Origin of the sequence: Streptomyces thermoviolaceus (assembly GCF_045209695.1) — a bacterium.
Lineage (GTDB): Bacteria > Actinomycetota > Actinomycetes > Streptomycetales > Streptomycetaceae > Streptomyces > Streptomyces thermoviolaceus.
Genome location: NZ_CP109280.1, coordinates 2,312,159 through 2,331,801, shown reverse-complemented (window position 1 = coordinate 2,331,801; position 19,643 = coordinate 2,312,159). Strand labels below are relative to the sequence as shown.

At 73.9% G+C, this 19,643-nt stretch carries 13 protein-coding genes; 10 read left to right on the top strand and 3 right to left on the bottom strand.

Going from position 1 to position 19,643, the window contains the following annotated elements:
• Positions 1 to 133: 133 nt before the first annotated feature.
• Entirely contained in the window at positions 134 to 802 is a 669-nt protein-coding gene (locus OG899_RS10065) for an MOSC domain-containing protein (protein WP_125496472.1), read from the bottom strand.
• Between the two features lie 82 nt (positions 803 to 884).
• Between OG899_RS10065 and OG899_RS10060 the strand changes: the two genes are divergently transcribed.
• Positions 885 to 1,787, top strand: a complete 903-nt coding sequence (locus OG899_RS10060; protein WP_125496471.1) for a LysR family transcriptional regulator — start codon at positions 885 to 887, stop codon at positions 1,785 to 1,787.
• Positions 1,788 to 1,941: 154 nt separating this feature from the next.
• Here OG899_RS10060 and OG899_RS10055 read toward each other — a convergent pair whose 3' ends face one another.
• Positions 1,942 to 2,277, bottom strand: a complete 336-nt coding sequence (locus OG899_RS10055) for a WhiB family transcriptional regulator (RefSeq protein WP_125496470.1) — start codon at positions 2,275 to 2,277, stop codon at positions 1,942 to 1,944.
• 383 nt (positions 2,278 to 2,660) lie between these two features.
• Between OG899_RS10055 and OG899_RS10050 the strand changes: the two genes are divergently transcribed.
• The 4 genes from OG899_RS10050 to OG899_RS10035 all read left to right on the top strand — a co-directional run bounded on the left by OG899_RS10050 (position 2,661) and on the right by OG899_RS10035 (position 7,453).
• Positions 2,661 to 3,272 (top strand): response regulator transcription factor, encoded by a 612-nt coding sequence (locus OG899_RS10050; RefSeq protein ID WP_003948568.1) that lies wholly within the window; start codon positions 2,661 to 2,663, stop codon positions 3,270 to 3,272.
• A 475-nt stretch (positions 3,273 to 3,747) separates the two neighbouring features.
• A complete protein-coding gene (locus OG899_RS10045) occupies positions 3,748 to 4,335 on the top strand; it encodes a sigma-70 family RNA polymerase sigma factor (protein WP_125496469.1) in 588 nt (195 codons plus the stop codon).
• Positions 4,336 to 4,504: 169 nt separating this feature from the next.
• On the top strand, positions 4,505 to 6,010 hold the full coding sequence (guaB, locus tag OG899_RS10040; protein WP_125496468.1) for an IMP dehydrogenase: 1,506 nt from the start codon (positions 4,505 to 4,507) through the stop codon (positions 6,008 to 6,010).
• A gap of 318 nt (positions 6,011 to 6,328) precedes the next feature.
• The gene (locus OG899_RS10035; RefSeq protein WP_125496467.1) at positions 6,329 to 7,453 is read left to right on the top strand and encodes a GuaB3 family IMP dehydrogenase-related protein; all 1,125 of its coding nucleotides are present in this window, start codon (positions 6,329 to 6,331) and stop codon (positions 7,451 to 7,453) included.
• Positions 7,454 to 7,659: 206 nt separating this feature from the next.
• On the opposite strand, the gene OG899_RS10030 is transcribed toward OG899_RS10035, so the two are convergent.
• On the bottom strand, positions 7,660 to 8,868 hold the full coding sequence (locus OG899_RS10030; protein WP_125496466.1) for a nucleotide sugar dehydrogenase: 1,209 nt from the start codon (positions 8,866 to 8,868) through the stop codon (positions 7,660 to 7,662).
• Between the two features lie 288 nt (positions 8,869 to 9,156).
• Here OG899_RS10030 and OG899_RS10025 point away from each other — a divergent pair, with 288 nt between their 5' ends.
• The 5 genes from OG899_RS10025 to OG899_RS10005 all read left to right on the top strand — a co-directional run bounded on the left by OG899_RS10025 (position 9,157) and on the right by OG899_RS10005 (position 19,601).
• Positions 9,157 to 10,863, top strand: coding sequence for a glycerol-3-phosphate dehydrogenase/oxidase (locus tag OG899_RS10025; protein ID WP_125496465.1), 1,707 nt, complete (start codon positions 9,157 to 9,159; stop codon positions 10,861 to 10,863).
• Positions 10,864 to 11,088: 225 nt separating this feature from the next.
• The gene (locus tag OG899_RS10020) at positions 11,089 to 13,086 is read left to right on the top strand and encodes a serine/threonine-protein kinase (RefSeq protein ID WP_125496464.1); all 1,998 of its coding nucleotides are present in this window, start codon (positions 11,089 to 11,091) and stop codon (positions 13,084 to 13,086) included.
• A gap of 200 nt (positions 13,087 to 13,286) precedes the next feature.
• Positions 13,287 to 15,836: a serine/threonine protein kinase gene (locus OG899_RS10015; protein WP_356848727.1), complete on the top strand. Its 2,550-nt coding sequence runs from the start codon at positions 13,287 to 13,289 to the stop codon at positions 15,834 to 15,836.
• A 125-nt stretch (positions 15,837 to 15,961) separates the two neighbouring features.
• Positions 15,962 to 17,659 (top strand): serine/threonine-protein kinase, encoded by a 1,698-nt coding sequence (locus OG899_RS10010; RefSeq protein ID WP_229814068.1) that lies wholly within the window; start codon positions 15,962 to 15,964, stop codon positions 17,657 to 17,659.
• Positions 17,660 to 17,771: 112 nt separating this feature from the next.
• Entirely contained in the window at positions 17,772 to 19,601 is a 1,830-nt protein-coding gene (locus OG899_RS10005) for a serine/threonine-protein kinase (protein WP_189428004.1), read from the top strand.
• Positions 19,602 to 19,643 lie beyond the last annotated feature (42 nt).

Genomic DNA, 19,643 nt, shown 5'->3' with positions numbered 1-19,643 from the left:
TGAGGACCCGGCTGAGGGCCTGCCTGAGGACTGTGGTGAGGGCCCGCCACCGGGCCCGGCGCCCGCCGGACGGCACAGCCCGCCCCGCCGGACGGCACAGCCCGCCCCGCCGGACGGACGGCTCGCACCGCCGTCATCCGCCGTGGGCGGCCGCGTAGGCCCGCGCCGAGGCCAGCGACTCCGGGTGCAGCGCGGCGCCCGCCGCCAGCAGCCGCGGCAGCAGCGCACGCTCCGTGGTGGAGGCCCGGAACTCCAGGGCGACGGTCACGTCGTGGTCCGGCCGGTGCACCACCTCGACCGGATCGCCGGCCCGGATCTCGCCCGGCTCCAGCACCCGCAGATACGCGCCCGGCGCACCCCGGAGCGTGAACCGCCGCACCCAACCCGGCTCGCCCAGATGCTCCTGGAACGTGCGGCACGGGATGCGCCCGCTGGTCACCTCCAGCAGCACCGACTCCCCGATGCGCCAGCGCTCGCCGATCAACGCACCCGATATGTCGAGGCCGGACGTGGTCAGGTTCTCGCCGAACGAGCCGTTGGGCAGGGTGCGGCCCAGCTCTCGTTCCCACTCGTCCAGATCCTCGCGGGCCACCGCGTACACCGCCTGGTCGTCGCCGCCGTGGTGCCGCCTGTCGCACACCGCGTCCCCGGCGAGACCGCTCCCGCCGACCCCCTTCGGCCCGGGTGCCGTCACCCGCACGGGATGGTCCACCGGGCGTTTGGCGATGCCGGTCACCCCCTCGGGCTGGTCGGTGTACGGCACGGCGACGGGGCGGCCCAGGTTGACGGAGAGAAGCTTCATGCCGCCGCACGGTAGGCGAGGGGGCATCAAAGCGTCGACGGCTTTTCCGATGATCACCCCAAGCGTCACTTATGCTTGCAGCGTGCTGGAGGCCCGCCATCTCAGAGTGCTGCGCGCCGTGGCCGTCGGCGGTTCCTTCTCCGCGGCGGCCCGCGCACTGGGCTGCACCCAGCCCGCCGTCAGCCAGCAGATCCGGGCCCTGGAGACCTCCGTCGGCACCCCGCTGCTCGTCCGCACCGGCCGCGAGATGCGGCTCACCGAGGCCGGCGAGGCCCTGGTGCGGCACGCCGGCGGTATCCTCGCCCAGCTCACCGCCGCCGAGGAGGAGGTCGCCGCCCTCGCCGGGCTGCGGGCCGGGCGGGTCCGGCTCGTCTCCTTCCCCAGCGGCAGCTCGACGCTGGTGCCCACCGCGCTGGCCGCGCTGCGCGCCGCCCACCCCGGCACCCGGGTCTTCCTGGAGGAGGCCGAGCCGCCCCGCTCGGTGGAGCTGCTGCGCCAGGGCGACTGCGACGTGGCCCTCGCCTTCCGCTACGAGGGCGCCGGGGGAGCCCAGGACGCGCGGGAGTGGGAGGACCTCGAGGTACGGCCGCTGCTGACCGACCGGCTCGTCGGGCTGGTGCCGGCGGGCCACCGGCTGGCCGGCGCCGGCCGGATCGGCATCGCCGATCTCGCCGACGAGCCCTGGATCGCGGGCTGTCCGCGCTGCCGCGGGCAGCTGGTCGAGGTGTGCGCCGGTGCCGGTTTCAGCCCCCGCATCGACTTCGCCACGGACGACTATCCGGCGGTGGTCGGCCTGGTGGGCGCGGGACTGGGGGTCGCCGTCCTGCCCCAGCTGGCCGTGGAGTCCGTCCGCCCCCGCGGCACGCGGATCGTGGAGATCGAACCGGCCGTGCGGCGGGAGATCGTCGCCCTCACCCTGCCCGACCTGGCCCGGGTGCCGGCGGTCGCGGCCACGCTGGACGAGCTGGTCCAGGCGGCCCGCTGAGCGGACCGTCGCGCAGCAGGGGCGGCCCGCACACGCGCAGGGCACGCCTCCTGCGTGCCGGCCCGCACACGCGCAGGGCACGCCTCCTGCGTGCCCTTCGGGATGATCTCTGTGTCCTGCGTCGGTCGGTGCGGCGACGTGAAGAAACGTTCCTTCAGTCGTCCTGGGCGTCGGACTCCCGGCGGCCGGACGAGGAGGTCGACACCAGCCGGTTGCGCGCGCGCCCCATGAGCTCCTCGCGCTCGTCCTCGGTCAGGCCTCCCCACACTCCGTACGGCTCGCGCACCGCCAAGGCGTGCGCCGCACACTCCGCACGGACCGGGCACCTCATGCAGACCTCCTTGGCCGAGTTCTCTCGAGCGCTCCGAGCCGCCCCGCGCTCGCCCTCCGGATGGAAGAAGAGCGAGCTGTCCACCCCGCGGCAGGCAGCCAGCAGCTGCCAGTCCCACAGGTCCGCATTCGGTCCTGGAAGGCGGGAGAAATCTGCCATTGCGTGACCCCTTGTAGCCGTTCGGTGGCGGATACGGTGCCAACGACCGTACATCTCCGATCTAAGGAGATGAAAATATGACTCATTGCGAATCTATCCCGAGACACCGTGAAACGGGAAGAAAAGGGGCTGAACGGGGCATAGCTTGTGATGAAAAGTTGAGGGTATGACGTCTGTGTCTGCGCCGTGTCCGGTCCCTCACGTAGAGTGCCGAAAACGGCGTACGGCCCCGTAACTCTTTCGAGTGACCGTCGTTGAGAGTGCGGAGGCGGTTGAAAACCACCAGTGCTCGGGCAGGCGTCCGAGACGGTCGACCGCACAGGTGACGACTTCGTACCAGCCTGGAGGCTCAAGGTGACGCGCATCAGCTGCGGAGGGCGGCCATGACATCCGTCCTCGTCTGCGACGACTCCCCGCTTGCCCGAGAGGCGCTGCGCCGCGCGGTCGCGACCGTGCCCGGCGTCGAGCGTGTGACGACGGCGGCCAACGGCGAGGAAGTCCTCCGCCGCTGGGGCGCCGACCGCTCGGACCTCATCCTCATGGACGTGCGCATGCCCGGTTTGGGCGGTGTCGAGACCGTCCGGCGGCTGCTGTCCGCCGACCCGGGTGCACGCATCATCATGCTGACGGTCGCCGAGGACCTGGACGGCGTGGCGCTCGCCGTCGCCGCCGGCGCCCGGGGCTACCTGCACAAGGACGCCTCCCGCGCCGAGCTGCGCGCGACGGTGACGCAGGCCCTGGCCGACCCCACCTGGCGGCTCGCCCCGCGGCGGCTCCGCTCGGCCGAGATGGGCGCCGCGCCCACGCTCACCGCGCGGGAGATCCAGGTCCTGGAGGGCATGAGCCACGGCCGCTCCAACGCGGAGATCGGCCGTGAGCTGTTCCTCTCCGAGGACACCGTCAAGACGCACGCCCGCCGGCTGTTCAAGAAGCTCGGCGCCTCCGACCGTGCCCACGCGGTGGCCCTGGGCTTCCGGTGGGGCCTGGTCCGCTAGCTCGCGCGCGGGGCGGAGGCCCGCCCCGCCCAGGTGTGGCACCGCTGCCGCCGGCGGCACCGTCGCCGGGGCAGCGGTGCGGTCGCTTCGCGTCCATCGCCCCGCCCTCTCCTCGGCGGGCGCCCCACCGGTCGCCGCGTGCCGCGGGGGAAAAGAGAAACCGGCGCGGACCCCGGCCCTCGCGGCCGGCCCCGGCCACGGCCCGCGTGCCCGGCCACGGCCCGCGTGCCCGGCCACGGGCCGGTGGCCCCGTGGACCGGCCGTCGCCGGACGGCCGGAGGGTCCGCCGATCGCCCGCTGCTCGTTTTCCGGCGGATGCCGCATCCTTGAGGGTGTGGAGTTCCTCGGGAACGAGTCGGTCGAGCGGAATGGGAGGGCGCAGGGGATGGGTTCCGGCGCATCCGCTCATAACGCTTCGGTGCACAACCGTGACGGGGGTGCCACGGAGCACACGACACCAAGGCACGATGGACCGATGTTCGACGACGAGGCGGCACGTGCCGAGGGTGCGATCAGTGCGCTGGTCCACCGCGCCGTCGACGGCGACGAGCAGGCGACCCACGATCTGCTCGCCCGGGTCCATCCGCTGGCGCTGCGCTACTGCCGCACCCGGCTGTCCCGGCTGCCGGGCGACGCGCGTCACTTCGTCGAGGACCTGGCCCAGGAAGTGTGCGTGGCCGTGCTCCTCGCCCTGCCCCGCTACCGGGACACCGGCCGCCCCTTCGAGGCGTTCGTCTTCGCCATCGCCGCCCACAAGGTCGCCGACCTGCAACGAGCGGCGATGCGCCACCCCGGGTCCACGGCCGTCCCCTCGGACGAGATGCCCGAGCGGCCCGACGACTCCCTCGGCCCCGAGGAGCGCGCCCTGCTCAGCAGCGACGCCGAGTGGGCCAAGAAGCTGCTGGCCAACCTCCCGGAGAACCAGCGCGAACTGCTGCTGCTGCGCATCGCCGTCGGCCTGACCGCTGAGGAGACCGGACAGATGTTGGGAATGTCACCGGGAGCGGTCCGGGTCGCCCAGCACCGGGCCCTGAGCCGTCTGCGGGCCCTGGCCGAGCAGTAGCCGCCCCGCGCCCGCCACTTGGCAGGTCCGAGGGGTGGGGCACCGGCATCGGAAGGACGTTGGGAGGAACGTACGAAGCGGGAAGGCGTCCGTGATCGTGGAATGAGACGCCTCCGCTTCCCGTTAGCATGGACGTCCGCACCGATCAAGGCCATGTGGAGAAGGTGTCATGACTGCCAACGTCGACGGAGTGCCCGAGAAATTCGCGACACTCGGGCTGACCTACGACGACGTGCTGCTGCTGCCCGGCCCGTCGGACATGGCGCCCGACGAGATCGACACCACCTCGTACGTCTCCAAGAACGTGCGGCTCAACATCCCGCTCGTGTCGGCGGCGATGGACAAGGTGACCGAGTCCCGCATGGCCATCGCGATGGCCCGCCAGGGCGGCGTCGGCGTGCTGCACCGCAACCTGTCCGTCGAGGACCAGGCCAACCAGGTCGACCTGGTCAAGCGCTCCGAGTCCGGGATGGTGGCCGACCCCATCACCATCCACCCGGAGGCCACGCTCGCCGAGGCCGACGCGCTGTGCGCCAAGTTCCGCATCAGCGGCGTCCCGGTCACCGACCCGTCCGGCAAGCTGCTGGGCATCGTCACCAACCGCGACATGGCCTTCGAGACCGACCGGTCCCGCCGGGTCAGCGAGGTCATGACCCCGATGCCGCTGGTGACCGGCACGGTCGGCATCTCGCGTGCGGACGCCATGGAGCTGCTGCGCCGCCACAAGATCGAGAAGCTGCCGCTGGTCGACGACGCGGGCATCCTCAAGGGCCTGATCACGGTCAAGGACTTCGTCAAGGCCGAGCAGTACCCCAAGGCCGCCAAGGACGCCAAGGGCCGCCTGCTGGTCGGTGCGGCGGTCGGCGTGGCCGGTGACGCCTTCGAACGCGCCCAGGCGCTGATCGAGGCGGGTGTCGACTTCATCGTCGTGGACACCGCGCACGGCCACTCCAAGCTGGTCGGCGACATGGTCGCCAAGATCAAGTCGAACCACTCCGGCGTCGACGTCATCGGCGGCAACGTCGCCACCCGGGCCGGTGCCCAGGCGCTGATCGACGCGGGCGCCGACGGCATCAAGGTCGGTGTCGGACCGGGCTCCATCTGCACCACCCGCGTGGTCGCCGGCATCGGCGTCCCGCAGGTCACCGCCATCTACGAGGCCTCGCTGGCCGCCAAGGAGGCCGGTGTGCCGGTCATCGGCGACGGCGGCCTGCAGTACTCCGGCGACATCGCCAAGGCCCTGGTCGCCGGCGCCGACACGGTGATGCTGGGCTCGCTGCTCGCGGGCTGCGAGGAGTCGCCGGGCGAGCTGCTGTTCATCAACGGCAAGCAGTTCAAGTCCTACCGGGGCATGGGTTCGCTGGGCGCCATGCAGTCCCGCGGCGACCGCAAGTCCTTCTCCAAGGACCGCTACTTCCAGGAGGGCGTCGCCTCCGACGAGCAGCTGATCCCCGAGGGCATCGAGGGCCAGGTCCCCTACCGCGGTCCGCTGGCCTCGGTCGTCCACCAGCTGGTCGGCGGCCTGCGCCAGTCGATGTTCTACGTCGGCGGCAAGACCGTGCCCGAGCTGCAGGCCAAGGGCCAGTTCGTGCGGATCACCTCGGCGGGTCTGAAGGAGTCCCACCCGCACGACATCCAGATGACCGTCGAGGCGCCGAACTACAGCAAGAAGTGAGCCGCGCGAGCGCGGCGCACGTCTGAGGACGTCCCAGGGCGGCCCCGGATCCTCCGGGGCCGCCTTGTTCGTGGCGCCCCTCGGGTGTCTCCGTGCGTCCGTGGGACGTCCCTGGGCGTCCTCCTGGACATCTGCCGGGTGCTTTCCGTGGGTGCCCCCTTGTGGGTGCTCCCTCGGGTGCTCCTGGGTGTCTCTCGGGCGTCCGTCGGGCGTCCGGTCCGGCGTCCGTCGGCGGCGCGGGCCCTGGGGGTCGGCCGCTCGCCAGGGGCGTCGGCGATACTGGAAGACGCTGAAACGCATCAGGGAAAGGCCACCAACGTGACTGAGATCGAGATCGGGCGCGGCAAGCGCGGCCGCCGGGCGTACGCGTTCGACGACATCGCCGTCGTTCCGAGCCGCCGTACCCGGGACCCGAAGGAGGTCTCGATCGCCTGGCAGATCGACGCCTACCGCTTCGAGCTGCCGTTCCTGGCCGCCCCCATGGACTCGGTCGTCTCCCCGGCCACCGCCATCCGCATCGGCGAGCTGGGCGGCCTGGGCGTGCTCAACCTCGAGGGTCTGTGGACCCGCTACGAGGACCCGCAGCCGCTGCTCGACGAGATCGCCGAGCTGCCCGCCGAGTCCGCGACCCGGCGCCTGCAGGAGATCTACGCCGCGCCGATCAAGGAGGAGCTGATCGGCGCCCGCATCAAGGAGGTCCGCGACGCCGGTGTCGTCACCGCCGCCGCGCTCTCCCCGCAGCGCACCGCCCAGTTCTCCAAGGCGGTCGTGGACGCGGGCGTGGACATCTTCGTCATCCGCGGCACGACGGTCTCCGCCGAGCACGTCTCCTCCTCGCACGAGCCGCTCAACCTGAAGCAGTTCATCTACGAGCTGGACGTCCCGGTGATCGTCGGCGGCTGTGCCACCTACACCGCGGCCCTGCACCTGATGCGCACCGGTGCCGCGGGCGTCCTCGTCGGCTTCGGCGGCGGCGCCGCCCACACCACCCGCAACGTGCTGGGCATCCAGGTGCCGATGGCGACGGCGGTGGCGGACGTGGCGGCGGCCCGCCGCGACTACATGGACGAGTCCGGCGGCCGGTACGTGCACGTGATCGCGGACGGCGGTGTCGGCTGGTCCGGCGACCTGCCCAAGGCGATCGCCTGCGGTGCGGACGCGGTGATGATGGGCTCCCCGCTGGCGCGCGCCACCGACGCGCCGGGCAAGGGCCACCACTGGGGCATGGAGGCCGTCAACGCCGAACTGCCGCGCGGCAAGAAGGTCGACCTGGGCACGGTCGGCACCATCGAGGAGATCCTCACCGGCCCGTCCCACACCCCGGACGGCTCGATGAACTTCTTCGGCGCCCTGCGCCGCGCCATGGCCACCACCGGCTACAGCGAGCTGAAGGAGTTCCAGCGGGTCGAGGTGACGGTGGCCGACTCGCAGCACAAGCGGTGAGCTGCCGCAGCCACTGAAGCGAGCGACGAGCGACGCCCGGACACGGCCGGTCCTCCACCCGGAAGGCCGCGTGTCCGGGCGTCGCGCCGTCGACCGCCCTGATCCACGCCCGTCCGCGCCCTGGGGCAGCCGGTGAGCCGACCCTGCGACCGCGGGCGTGCCGCCCCGCCACAGCCGGTGCGCCCCGCTACAGCCGGTGCGCCCCGCTACAGCCGGTGCGCCGCCCCCTGCGGTGCCGCGCCCCTGGTGTCCAGGAGCAGCTGGGCCTTCACCGACAGTCCCTGCAGGTCGTAGGTGCGGTGGTGCTGGAGCAAGATCGTCAGGTCGGCCTCGGCGACCGCCTCGTACAGTGCGTCCGCGCGCGGGACGGGGCGGTCGCCGATGCTCCACGTGGGCACGTACGGGTCGTGGTAGCTGACCGAGGCGCCCAGGCCGGTCAGGCGCTCGGCGATCTCCTCGGCGGGGGTGCCCTGCAGGTCGGCGAGGTCCGGCTTGTAGGTGACGCCGAGCAGCAGGACGCGGGCGCCGCGCGCGGACTTGCCGTGCTCGTTCAGGAGCGCGGCGGCGCGCTGGACGACATAGCGCGGCATCCGGCTGTTGACCTTCCGGGCCAGCTCCACCATGCGCAGGCCGCGGCCCGTGAGACCGGACAGGTCCTGGGGGACGCCGTGGCCGCCGACGCCGGGGCCGGGCCGGAAGGCCTGGAAGCCGAACGGTTTGGTCTCCGCGCAGCGCACCACGTCCCACAGGTCCACACCCAGCTCGTGACAGAGCACGGCCATCTCGTTGACCAGGGCGATGTTCACGTGCCGGTAGTTGGTCTCCAGCAGCTGCACGGTCTCGGCCTCGCGCAGCCCGCGGGCGCGGACCACCTTGTCGGTGAGCCGGCCGTAGAACGCGGCGGCCGACTCGGTGCAGGCGGGGGTGAGGCCGCCGATCACCTTCGGGGTGTTGGCCGGGGTGAAGGCACGGCTGCCGGGGTCGACGCGGCTGGGGGAGTGGGCGAGGTGGAAGTCCCGGCCCGCGACGAGGCCCGAACCCTGTTCCAGCAGCGGCCGCAGGAAGGTCTCGGTGGTGCCCGGCAGCACGGGTGACTCCAGGATCACCGTGGTGTGCGGGCGCAGATGCCCGGCGAGCGCGCGGGCGGCCGTCTCCAGCTGGCTCAGGTCCAGGCCGCCGTCGGCGGCGGGCGGGGTGGGCGCGCAGATCACGACGGTGCGCACCCGGCCGAGCGCCGCCGGGTCGGTGGCGGGCCGGAAGCCGCCCGCGAGCATCCGGCGCAGTTCGGCGGGGCTGAGGGCACCGGGCTCCTCCCCGGTGTGGTAGCCGAGCGTGGGGATGCCGGCGCTGACGGCGGCCTGGGCCAGGGGCAGGCCGAGTGGACCGAGTCCGATGACGGCGAGATCTGCGGGCATGGCGTGGGCCGTCCTTCCCAGTGACCGAGGCGGGGCAGGCGCGCAAGCCCTGACGGCAGGGCGAGCGAGTGCACTGTCAGACTAGGAGTAAATATGACCGTTATGTGGCATTGACCTGCGTGTTTCCGGGTGAACCGACCCGAGTTGTCCACAGCCCCGGTGCGACTGGTGGCTGAAGGCGGGCAAGGCGGTGACAATCAGGACAGGAGGGAAACGCGGGCCCGTCCTGGACAGGGACGGGCCTCGTCCGACGAGTGCGGCCGGCGCGGCACACAGCGGGAGGCGGCAGTGAGGACAGCGACACTCGGGCCGGCGCAGCGCGCCGCGTCCTTGGCGGACATGGCCGGACAGGAGCTGGACATCCTGGTCGTGGGCGGCGGAGTGGTCGGCGCGGGCACGGCCCTGGACGCCGCGACCCGCGGTCTGAACACCGGGCTGGTCGAGGCCCGCGACTGGGCCGCGGGCACCTCCAGCCGTTCCAGCAAGCTGATCCACGGCGGACTGCGCTACCTGGAGATGCTGGACTTCGCCCTGGTGCGCGAGGCCCTCAAGGAGCGCGGCCTGCTGCTGGAGAGGCTGGCGCCGCACCTGGTCAGGCCGGTGCCGTTCCTGTACCCGCTGCGGCACCGCGCCTGGGAGCGGCTGTACGCGGGCTCGGGCGTCGCCCTCTACGACGCGATGTCGCTGGCCCGCCAACACGGCCGCGGCCTGCCCCTGCACCGCCATCTGACCCGCCGTCACGCCCTGCGCATAGCCCCCTGCCTGAAGAAGGACGCCCTCGTCGGAGCCCTGCAGTACTACGACGCGCAGGTGGACGACGCCCGCTTCGTGGTGGCCCTGGTGCGCACCGCCGTGTCCTACGGCGCCAAGGCGGCCAACCGGGCCCGCGTCACCGGCTTCCTGCGCGAGGGCGAACGGGTCGTCGGCGCCCGGGTGCAGGACGTGGAGACCGGCGAGGACTACGACATCCGCGCCCAGCAGGTCGTCAACGCCACCGGGGTGTGGACCGACGACACCCAGGCCATGGTGGGCGAGCGCGGCCAGTTCCACGTCCGCGCCTCCAAGGGCATCCACCTGGTCGTGCCCCGTGACCGCATCAACTCCTCCACCGGGCTCATCCTGCGCACCGAGACGTCCGTGCTGTTCGTCATCCCCTGGGGACGGCACTGGATCGTCGGCACCACCGACACCGACTGGGACCTGGACAAGGCCCACCCCGCGGCCTCCAGCGCCGACATCGACTACCTGCTCGACCGGGTGAACTCGGTGCTCGCGGTGCCGCTGACCCGGGACGACGTGGAGGGCGTGTACGCGGGGCTCAGGCCGCTGCTGGCCGGCGAGTCCGACGCCACCAGCAAGCTCTCCCGCGAGCACACCGTGGCCCACCCCGTGCCCGGCCTGGTCGTGGTGGCCGGCGGCAAGTACACCACGTACCGGGTGATGGCCAAGGACGCCGTCGACGAGGCGGTGCACGGCCTGGACATGCGGGTCGCCGACTGCGTCACCGAGGAGGTGCCGCTGCTGGGTGCCGAGGGCTACCGGGCACTGTGGAACGCACGGGCCCGCATCGCCGCCCGCGCCGGCCTGCACGTGGTGCGCGTCGAACACCTGCTCAACCGGTACGGCTCGGCCGTGCCGGAGGTGCTCCACCTCGTCGCCGAGGACCCGTCGCTGGGCGACCCCCTGCAGGGCGCCGACGACTATCTGCGCGCCGAGGTCGTCTACGCCGCCTCCCACGAGGGCGCCCGCCACCTCGACGACGTCCTGACCCGGCGCACCCGCATATCCATCGAGACCTTCGACCGGGGCACGCGCTGTGCCCGCGAGGCCGCCGAGCTGATGGCGCCCGTGCTGGGCTGGGAAGCGGACCAGGTCGAGCGCGAGGTGGAGCACTACCACAAGCGCGTCGAGGCCGAGCGGGAGTCGCAGCGCCAGCCCGACGACCTCACCGCCGACGCCGCACGTCTGGGCGCGCCGGACATCGTGCCGCTGTAGGCCGCCGCCGAGGGTGTGCGCAGAGGGGCGTCCCGGACCCGGCCCGGGCCTCACCGGGACCTGTGCCCGCAGTGCCGCCGCGCAGCCGACGCAACCTCACCGACCCGCCGTGTGTGGGCTGTTCAGCGGACACCCGAGGTGTCCCGAGGGCCACCCTGGGCGCCGAGCACTTGTCGCGTGAGAGACAATGGAGGCTCTGTCAGGGCGGGTTGCATGAGGGGACGCATGTCGGAGGCGGAGCGGGCGGGGACCACCCGTCAGGACACTCGTCAGGACACCACCGAGCGTCTTCTCGCCGGGCGGTACCGGCTGAAGGACGTACTCGGCCGCGGCGGCATGGGCACGGTGTGGCGTGCCGAGGACGAGACCCTGGGCCGGACGGTGGCCGTCAAGGAGCTGAGGTTCCCGTCGAACATCGACGAGGAGGAGAAGCGGCGCCTGATCACGCGCACGCTGCGCGAGGCCAAGGCGATCGCCCGGATCCGCAACACCAGCGCGGTGACCGTCTTCGACGTCGTCGACGAGGACGACCGGCCGTGGATCGTCATGGAGCTGATCGAGGGCAAGTCGCTCGCCGAGGTCATCCGCGAGGACGGCGTCCTTCAGCCGAGGCGGGCCGCCGAGGTCGGCCTCGCCGTCCTCGACGTGCTGCGGTCGGCGCACCGCCAGGGCATCCTGCACCGTGACGTGAAGCCCTCCAACGTGCTCATCGCCGACGACGGCCGGGTCGTGCTCACCGACTTCGGCATCGCCCAGGTCGAGGGCGACCCGTCCATCACCTCCACCGGCATGCTGGTCGGCGCGCCCTCCTACATCGCCCCGGAGCGCGCCCGCGGCCACAAGCCCGGCCCGGCCGCCGACCTGTGGTCGCTCGGCGGCCTGCTGTACGCGGCCGTGGAGGGCGTGCCCCCCTACGACAAGGGGTCCGCGATCGCCACGCTGACGGCGGTGATGACCGAGCCGCTGGTGGAGCCGAAGAACGCCGGCCCGCTGCGCGACGTGATCTGCGGCCTGCTGACCAAGGACCCGGCCAAGCGTCTCGACGACGCCGGCGCCCGGGCCCTGCTCAACGCCGTCATCGACGCGCCCGACGAGGCGGAGCCCGGACCGAAGCCGGCCGCGGACGCCACCAAGATGGTGCCGCTGCCCGCGCAACCGGAGCCGCGCGACGACGAGAGCCGCACGGGCACCGCTGCCGCCGGCGGGCGGAGCGAGGAGGCGGCCGACCGGCTGCGCGGCGCCTTGCGCTCCGTGCGCAAGGCAGCCGCCGCGTCCGGCACCGCCACCCGCGAACGCGACGAGGCGGCGGCGGTGGCCGGGGCGGCAACCTCCGCCGCGACCAAGGGCGGCACCGGCACGCGTACGGCCTCCGCGGGCGGCACGCAGACCGGCCGCAGCGGCGGCGGATGGCCCGTGGTGCCGCCGCCGGACCTGGACCTGCCGCCGCGGCCGGCACCCCGCGCGCCGCTGTCCGACGTGGTGCCGAAGCGGACCCTGGTGGCCGTCGCCGTGGTCGTGGTGCTCGCCGTGATCGGCACGGTGCTCGCCCTCACCCTCGACGGCGGGGACGACGAGGGCGGCGACAAGGGCGCCGCCCCCACCGCGGCCGTCGCCTCCGCCGGCGCCACCACCGAGGACAAGGCCGGCGGCAGCCACCCCGACGGCCGGGCCGGCACACCCGCGACGGCGACCGGCGACGCGCAGGGCTTCACCGCCGCGGCCTCGTCCGCCGCCGCCCCGGACCAGGAGTCCGACGAGGAGGCCTCGGACGGCGACGCGGAGGACGGCGTACGCACCCACCGCGGCGCCCAGGGCTACTCCATCGGACTGCCCGAGGGCTGGTCGTACGCCGAGTCGGACTCCGCCGGGGACCGCTTCACCGGCCCCCGGGGGCAGAAACTGCTCGTCGCCTGGACCTCCACGCCCAAGGACGACCCTGTGGCCGACTGGAAGAACCAGGAGCGCTACATGGTCCGCAAGCAGTACCACCGCATCCGCATCGAGAAGACCGACTACCGCGGCTGGAACACGGCCGACTGGGAGTTCACCTACGTCGACGGCGGGACCGAGTACCGCACCGTGGACCGGGGCTTCGTGGTCGACGACCATCAGGGCTACGCCTTGATGTACACGGCCAGGGCCGACGACTGGGACGACGACCTGCGGCGCGACACCTGGCGCACGCTCACGGAGTCGTTCCGGCCCAAGGGTGCGGGCAAGTAGGACACCGGGCGCGGGCGACGAGGACACTCCGGGCTCGGGCGCTCGGGACACCGGGCGCGGGTCCTGGCCAGATACGGCAACCCGGCGGTGGGGGACCGCCTCGGCACGTATCGTGAGGGATTGCGCACCGTGAGCACGTGGGAAACGGGGCGCATGGGGAGTAGGAACCGACCGGCCGTGCGGCACCGGGGGAGGGCGACGTGGACGACTACGCGGGCCGGGTGCTCGCCGGCCGCTACCGGCTGCCGCTGCCTTCGTCCGACGCGTACGAACTGACCGAGACCCGCGCCTTCGACACCTACAGCGGGCAGGAGGTCATGCTGCGGCAGGTGCCGCTGCCGGAGGTCGTCGAGGCGGAGGTGCTCGACGCCGACGGGCTGCCCGACGGCTTCACCGCCCGCGACGGCGCCACCTGGCGGCTTCCCGCACCCGCCCGGGACACGGCCGTGCCGCAACGGCGCGGCCCGGCGCCCCGGCAGCCCGCCGATCCGGCCGTGCGGCGGGCCGTCGAGGCGGCGCAGGCCGCCGCCCGGATCCCCGACCATCCCCGGCTGGACCAGGTCTTCGACGTGTTCACGGAGGGCGGTTCGCTGTGGATCGCCAGTGAACTGGTCCCCGCGCGCCCGCTGGCGGCCCTGCTCGACGAGGGTCCGCTGACGCCGTACCGGGCGGCCGAGGTCGCCTCGGATCTCCTCATGGCGCTGCGGGTGCTGCACGGCCACGGCTGGGTGCACCGCAACATCACCCCACGCACCGTCCTGGTCTGCGACGACGGCCGGGTGATACTCAGCGGCCTCGCGGTCGGCGCGGCCGAGGAGGCCCTGTGCGGATACGACCCCGTGCCGGACGACCGGACCGGCGACCCTGTCGGCGACCCGGCCGGGCACGGGCGGCCCGCGGACGGTCCGGCGGCCGGTGGTCCCCTGGAAGCCGGCCACGCCCCGTGGGAGACCGGACCGCAGCCGGGACACCCGTCCGGCCCCGCCCCCGTCGCGACGGACCCCGAGGGCGTGCGGCGGTCCGCGATCCAGGCACACCAGGCCGACGCGCTGCCGCCGGCCCCCGGCCGCACCGGCCCGGGGCAGCAACCGGGCCCGGTCGCGGGAGTCCCGCCGCACAGCAGCGACGTCCGCGCGGCCCGCGCCGACGCCATCGCCGCCTACCGCGAGGGCGCCCGCGCCGCGGCCCGCGCCCAGGCGGCCCGGCAGGCCGGGCACCCGGCCGTCCCCGGAGCCCGGCAGCCCGCCGAGGACGACCCCCGCCTCGTACCGCCGGGCCGGATCACCGACCCGTACGGCGTCCGGGAGGCCGCCGGACCCCGCCGGGCGGCTGCTCCCGCCGCGGGACGCGAGGCCGCACCGGGCGCCGCCGCGCCCCGCCCGCAGGGCGCCGCCGGTCACGGCACCGCGGACACCGTCGTGGAGGGCGCCCCCGCCGCGCAGTACGGCGTCCCCGCACCGCGGCCCGCGCCCGCCGGCGACCGCGCGGGCGCCCCGGCCCGGCGCGGCCCGGCCACCGCGCTGGACGCCGAACGGGCGCGCCAGGCCCGCATGACCGTGGTGGGACCGGTGACCGAACGCTGGGCCCCGGAGCAGGCCGGCCCCGTGCACGCCAACTGGCAGCTCGCCGCCCCGGTCGGACCCGCCACCGACCTGTGGGCGCTGGGCGCGCTGCTCTTCCGGGCCGTGCAGGGCCACCCGCCCTACCCGGAGGAGTCGACCGCCGAGCTGGTGCAGATGGTGTGCGCCGAGCCGCCCGCGTTCGCCGAGGAGTGCGGCCCGCTCCGCCCGGTCGTGGAGTCGCTGCTGCGCCAGGACGCCACCGAACGCCCGGACGTCGAGGAACTCGCGGGCTGGCTGCGCTCGCTGGTGCGGTCCGCGCCCGAGCCGGAGGCCGGCACCCATGTGGTCGCCGCGCCGCCGCCCGAGGCCACGGGCCGGCTGCCCGTGGTGCGCCGGCGCGGCGAGCTGGTGCGCCGCCGGCGCGCCCAGGTGCCCGCCCACCACGGCCGGCACAAGCGGGCCGGACGCCCGGCAGGCTCCCCGCGCCGCCTCGGCCGCGTCCTGCTTCTGCTGATCCTGCTGCTGGTGGCCGGGGCCCTCGCCTACGCGATGCTGTTCATGCCCAAGGCCGGACAGGACGGCGCGGCCGGCCCCGTCGGCAGCGCCGGGCAGGCGAGCCCCGTCCCGTCGTCCTCCGGGCCCGACGGCGAGAACGACGCGGCAGCCGCACCCGGAGGAAGCGGCGCGGTCCGGTCCTCGCACTCCGCCCAGGCCCGCAGCACCGGCACCGAACTCGCCCACGGATACGCCCTGCGCGAGGACCCCGCCGGCTTCCAGATCGCCCTGCCCGAGAACTTCGAGCGCACCCCCGGCAGCGGCCCGGACCAGGTGGTCTATGCCCACGGCGACCTCCGGCTGATCGTGGTCCCGGGGCGGGACAGCGCGGCCGAGTACGGCAGCGACCCGATGGTCTACCAGCGGGAGAAGGAGGGTGAGCTGCGCCCCTACCGCGAATCCAGCTGGGCCACCTCCTCCGGCCTGCGGACCATCAAGGTCGGCGACACCACCATGGCCGAGGGCCAGTTCACCTGGACGGGCAGCGACGGCCGTGAGCTGTTCGTGCGCAACGCGGCCATCCTGCTCGACGGCCGCTACCACGTGGTGCAGGTACGCGGCCCCCAGACCCAGCGCGACGAGGTGAACAGCCTGTACGAACAGGCCCAGAGCACCTATCGGTTCACCGGCTGACCGACTCAACGGCCGCGCCGCGCACGGCCCGTGACACCGTGCCCGTCCGTCACAGTGCTGTCTCCATGGGACCCCGCCGGTTCCCCGCCGGCACACCGGTCCTTACGCTGACCCTGTCAAGAACTATGCGGGGCAACGTGAATCAGACGCAGGGCCTGCTGCTCGCGGGCCGCTACCGGCTCGCCGAGTCCATCGGCAGCGGCGGCATGGGGCGCGTGTGGCGCGCACACGACGAGGTGCTGCACCGCGAGGTCGCCATCAAGGAGTTGACCGCCGCTCTCTACGTGTCCGAGAGCGACCAGGCGGTTCTTCTCGCACGCACGAGGGCGGAGGCCCGCGCCGCGGCGCGGATCAACCACTCCGCCGTGGTCACGGTGCACGACGTGCTGGAGCACGACAACCGTCCGTGGATCGTGATGGAACTGGTCGAGGGCCGCTCCCTGGCCGACGCGATCAAGGACCAGGGACGGGTGGAGCCCGCCGAGGCCGCCCGGGTCGGGCTGTGGGTGCTGCGTGCCCTGCGCGCCGCCCACCGGGCCGGGGTCCTGCACCGTGACGTCAAGCCCGCCAACGTCCTGCTGGCCCGGGACGGCCGCGTGCTGCTCACCGACTTCGGCATCGCGCAGATCGAGGGCGACTCCACCATCACCCGCACCGGCGAGGTCGTCGGCTCCGTCGACTACCTGGCTCCCGAGCGGGTCCGCGGCCACGACCCGGGGCCCGCCTCCGACCTGTGGGCGCTGGGCGCCACGCTCTACACCGCGGTGGAGGGCCTGTCGCCGTTCCGCCGTACCTCACCGCTCACCACCATGCAGGCGGTCGTCGACGAGGAACCCGCCGAGCCACGGCACGCCGGCCCGCTCGGCCCCGTGATCACCGCGCTGCTGCGCAAGGACCCGACGGCGCGCCCGGACGCGGCGACGGCCGAACGGATGCTCGCCGAGGCCGCCGAGGGACGCAGTCCGGGCGAGCCCCGGGCGTCCGTACCCGCACGGCCCACCGGCACCGAGCCGGCGCCCGCGCCGCACTCCGGCGCCGCCCCGGCCGGCGGGGAGACCTTCCCGTACGACGGCCCGACGCGGCCCGACGCAACCGGCCGGCGGTTCGTGAGCGGCACGACGCCCTACCATCCGGAGCCCGTGCCGTCCGGCACCGCCGTGCCCGGGCGCCGCCGCAGACGCCATGTCGTCCTCGCCCTCGTGCTGGCCGCCCTTCTCGGCGGGGGAACCGCGGTGGCGGTGCTGAAGTGGCAGGACGGCCGGGACGGTACGCCGGGGACGGCGGCCACCTCACCGTCCGGTGCGTCCTCCGCGTCCGGCACGGCCGCCACGCCCGGCGGGGACGCCACGAGCGACCTCCCGGCAGGCTGGGTGCGCCGGCACGACCCGTTCGGCTTCAGCATCGCCGTACCCGGCGAGAACTGGCAGCGGGTGGTGTCCGACCCGGATCTCCGCCAGGTCGACTACACCCCGGACGGCGGACGGCACTTCATCCGCATCGCCGTCGACGACTCGCCGGACTTCCCCACCCCGCACGACCACCAGCTCGACCTGGAGGAGCAGCTGCACCGGCTGGTCGACTACCAGCGCATCACCCTGAAGGCCAACACCTTCCGCGACCGGCCGGGATCGCGGTGGGAGTACACCTGGACGTCGCTGCCGAAGGACGGTTTCGCGGGGCCGCGGCGCGCCGTCGAGGAGATGTACTACTCGCGCGACAACGTCGAGTACGCGATCTACATGTCCGGGCCCGCCGACGACTGGACGGTCACCGAGCAGCAGTTCCAGCAGGTCCTCATGAGCTGGCAGCCGGACGGGAACTGACCGGGCGGCGGCCGCCGGTGCGCCGCGTGCATCGTGCCGTCAGGTCACGGCTTCATGACCGCACGGCGCCCTCGGTGGAAGCGGAAGCACCGGTCACGCTATGCATGGACGCATGAACGACAACGGGGGACCTCGCGACCGCGCCGGTGAGCCGACGAGTTATCTGCTGCCGCCGCCGGCCCCGCAGCCTCGGGTCCCGTCTCCGCAGAACCCTTACGCCACCGAGGCGGCCGGTGTCCCGCAGGACCGGCCCGGCGCGGCGGCCCCGTCCGGGCCGGCCGGCCCGCCGGAGATGCGGCCCGGCCACGAGCAGCCGCAGCGGCATCCGCAGTCGCCTCCGCAGCAGGCCTCGCAGCCCTCGCCGCAGGCCATCGGCGAGCCGCAGGCCGCGCAGGCCGCCCAGCCGCCCGCCGCGGCCGTCCCGCCGCAGCCGGACGCGTCCGATGCCGGCGCCGGACGCCTGATCGCCGGCCGGTACCGGCTGCTGGCCCGGCTGGGGCACGGTGGCATGGGCACCGTGTGGCGCGCCAAGGACGAGACGATGGACCGCGAGGTCGCCGTCAAGGAGCCCCGCCTGCCCGAGGGCCTGCCGGAGCGGGAGCGCGCCAACGCCTACGAGCGGATGCGGCGCGAGGCCCGTGCCGCGGCCCGGCTCGACCACCCCGCGGTGGTCACCGTGCACGACGTGGCCGTGGTGGACGGCCGGCCGTGGATCGTCATGGAGCTGGTGCGGGGGCGTTCGCTCGGCAGCGTCCTGCAGGAGGGCACGCTGGAGGCGCGCGAGGCCGCCCGGATCGGCCTGGAGGTGCTCGGCGCGCTGGAGGCCGCGCACGCGGCGGGCGTGCTGCACCGGGACGTCAAGCCGGGCAACATCCTGCTCGGCCCGCACGGCCGGATCGTCCTCACCGACTTCGGCATCGCCCGGATCGAGGGCGACACCCGCCTGACCGACACCGGCGGCTTCGTCGGTTCCCCGGAGTACATCGCGCCCGAGCGGGTCCTGGGCCGGCATCCCGGCCCGGCCGGCGACCTGTGGTCGCTCGGCGTGGTCCTGTACACGGCCACCGAGGGTGTCTCGCCGTTCCGTCGCAGCAACACCCCGGCCACCCTGCAGTCGGTGCTCAACGCCACGCCCGCCGCGCCGTCGGCCGCGACCGGTCCGCTCGCCGAGGTCATCACCGGTCTGCTGCAGAAGGACCCCGCCCACCGGCCGGACGCCGCCCGGGTCCGCGCGCTGCTGCAGCAGGCGGCGGCCCCGCCTCCTCCGCCGCCGGTCGTGCAGGCGGTGCCCGCCGACCGGGCCGGCAGGCCCCGGCCGCGGCTGGGCCGCCGGGCCTGGACGGTGCTGGGCGCGGCCGTCGTCGCGGCGGCGGTGGGGGCGTATCTGCTGATCGCGCAGCCCTTCGCGGGCCCGCTGCCCAAAGGGTGGACCACGCACCACGAGAAGGACGTCACCGCCACGATCGCCGTGCCGCGGCAGTACACGCGCTCGGTGCCGGACCCGGAGCGGGACGACGGCCACTGGGTCACCTACACCGACCCGAGCGGCAGCGTCTGGGTGACCCTGTCGGTCGAGCGGAAGGCGGAGGACACCGGCCACGACATCGCGGACTCGGCGGCGGCCGAGATGTACGAGGACGACGCCGTGTACAAGCAGCGGGGCGACTACCACCTCGACATGCCCTCCACGCCGCAGCCCCGGACCGAGCCGGACGGGAACGTGACCTTCCACGGCAGGAAGGCCGCCGGGAACACGATCGTGTACAAGACCGACGACACGGACGCCCCGCTGCCGCGCGAGCTGCGCATCCTGTACTACAAGAACTCCGCCGGCGACATGTACAAGCTCACCATCGGCTATCCCGGGCAGGGCGACTTCACCCGGCGCGGCCGCGAGGTGGCCGAGGTGGCCATCGCCAACCTGGACGTGGACGAGTTGTAGTCGCCTCCGGGGCCTGCGCTCGGCGCATCCTCGCTGATCAGC

What these genes read in the sequence shown, in the direction of transcription:
- OG899_RS10065 (WP_125496472.1), bottom strand. Translation starts at nt 802, where the DNA reads ATGAAGCTTCTCTCCGTCAACCTGGGCCGCCCCGTCGCCGTGCCGTAC.
- OG899_RS10055 (WP_125496470.1), bottom strand. Translation starts at nt 2,277, where the DNA reads ATGGCAGATTTCTCCCGCCTTCCAGGACCGAATGCGGACCTGTGGGAC.
- OG899_RS10050 (WP_003948568.1), top strand. Translation starts at nt 2,661, where the DNA reads ATGACATCCGTCCTCGTCTGCGACGACTCCCCGCTTGCCCGAGAGGCG.
- OG899_RS10045 (WP_125496469.1), top strand. Translation starts at nt 3,748, where the DNA reads ATGTTCGACGACGAGGCGGCACGTGCCGAGGGTGCGATCAGTGCGCTG.
- guaB (WP_125496468.1), top strand. Translation starts at nt 4,505, where the DNA reads ATGACTGCCAACGTCGACGGAGTGCCCGAGAAATTCGCGACACTCGGG.
- OG899_RS10030 (WP_125496466.1), bottom strand. Translation starts at nt 8,868, where the DNA reads ATGCCCGCAGATCTCGCCGTCATCGGACTCGGTCCACTCGGCCTGCCC.
- OG899_RS10020 (WP_125496464.1), top strand. Translation starts at nt 11,089, where the DNA reads ATGTCGGAGGCGGAGCGGGCGGGGACCACCCGTCAGGACACTCGTCAG.
- OG899_RS10010 (WP_229814068.1), top strand. Translation starts at nt 15,962, where the DNA reads ATGCGGGGCAACGTGAATCAGACGCAGGGCCTGCTGCTCGCGGGCCGC.
- OG899_RS10005 (WP_189428004.1), top strand. Translation starts at nt 17,772, where the DNA reads ATGAACGACAACGGGGGACCTCGCGACCGCGCCGGTGAGCCGACGAGT.